1 protein-coding gene is annotated in these 1,583 nt (G+C 61.7%); it reads left to right on the forward strand.

Annotation, left to right across the window (positions count from 1 at the left end):
- Positions 1 to 168: 168 nt before the first annotated feature.
- Positions 169 to 1,500 (forward strand): phosphate ABC transporter substrate-binding/OmpA family protein, encoded by a 1,332-nt coding sequence (locus tag NUV89_RS29605; protein WP_257784109.1) that lies wholly within the window; start codon positions 169 to 171, stop codon positions 1,498 to 1,500.
- Positions 1,501 to 1,583 lie beyond the last annotated feature (83 nt).

Below are 1,583 nucleotides of genomic sequence, written 5' to 3' on the forward strand. Positions count from 1 at the left end.
TGCGGTGGATCAGTCAAAAACTAATTGCCTGACACTCCGCTTTCGCGAGCAAGCCCGCTCCCACACAAGCCCGCTCCCACAGTTTGGCTCTGTTGAGTGTCAGTCATATCGTTGAAACCTTACTGACTTATTCTCGCGGCACTCCCTTTGGCTTGAGAAGGTGCCGGCATGAGGCTGCGCGTTCTGTTCCTGCTGGTCCTGTTTCCCCTGTCCGCCGTTGCTGCCTCCCTGCCCGTTCCCGATCAAGGCCCCGCCTTGCGCATCCAGGGTTCCAACACCATTGGCGCGGCGCTCGGGCCGGCGCTGGTCAAGGGGCTGCTGGAGCATCAGGGTTTGCAGGCGGTACACAGCGAACCGGCACAAGGCGCCAACGAACAGCGCGTGATCGGCAAGACGCGCCAGGGCAAGATCGTCACCGTCGACGTCGCCGCCCATGGTTCCAGCACCGGTTTTACCGCGCTGAAAAAATCCTCTGCCGACCTGGCGGCGTCCTCCCGCCCGATCAAAGACAGTGAACTGGTCGACCTCGAACCCCTCGGCGACCTGAAAAGCCCCGACGCCGAACAAGTGATCGCCATCGACGGCCTGGCCATTATCCTCAACCCGCAAAACCCGTTGACCACCCTGAACACCGAGCAACTGGCGCAGATCTTCAATGGCGAGATCAGCACCTGGGAGGCCCTCGGCGGTATCGGCGGGACCATTCATTTATATGCGCGCGATGACCAATCCGGCACCTACGACACCTTCAAGGATCTGGTGCTGCGCCTGCGCGGCAAACCGCTGGCGGCCACGGCCAAGCGCTTCGAATCCAGTGAGCAGTTGTCGGACGCGGTCAGCCAGGACCCGCAAGGCATTGGTTTTATCGGCCTGCCCTACGTGCGCCAGGCCAAGGCGGTAGCGATTGTCGACGGTGATTCGCAGCCGATGTTGCCGTTGAACAGCCTGATTGCAACGGAAGATTACCCGCTGTCGCGGCGGTTGTTTTTCTACCTGCCGCCGTCCGGCCACAATCCGTGGGCCAAGGCGCTGGTGGACTTTACCCAGAGCAGCAAGGGCCAGGCGATTGTCGCGGCCAGCGGGTTTATCGCGCAGCAGGTGCAGGCGATGAGCGTGCAGGCGCGCCCGTCGATGCCCGAGGATTACCAGGCCATCGCCCGCGAGGCCCAGCGCTTGACCGTGAATTTTCGCTTCGAAGAAGGCAGCGCCAGCCTCGACAACAAGGCCCGCCAGGATTTGCAGCGGGTGGTGGCGTATCTGAAAGGCCACGACAAGCTCGACCGGCAGGTGACGCTGGTGGGGTTTGGCGATGCCAAGGATGATCCGCAGCGGGCCGCATTGCTATCGAAGTTGCGGGGCATGGCGGTGCGGCGCGAGCTGGTCAAGAGCGGTGTGGTGCTGAGGGATATACGCGGGTTTGGCGCGCAGATGCCGGTGGCGGCGAATACGGCGGATGAGGGTAGGATCAAGAATCGGCGGGTGGAGGTTTGGGTGTACTGAACCCTGGATTTGTGTTGTTAACACTGGCCTCTTCGCGGGCAAGCCCGCTCCCACATTTTGACTGTGTTCACAAATCAAAGTGT

It is taken from the genome of Pseudomonas sp. 18.1.10 (assembly GCF_024655625.1).
Classification (GTDB): domain Bacteria; phylum Pseudomonadota; class Gammaproteobacteria; order Pseudomonadales; family Pseudomonadaceae; genus Aquipseudomonas.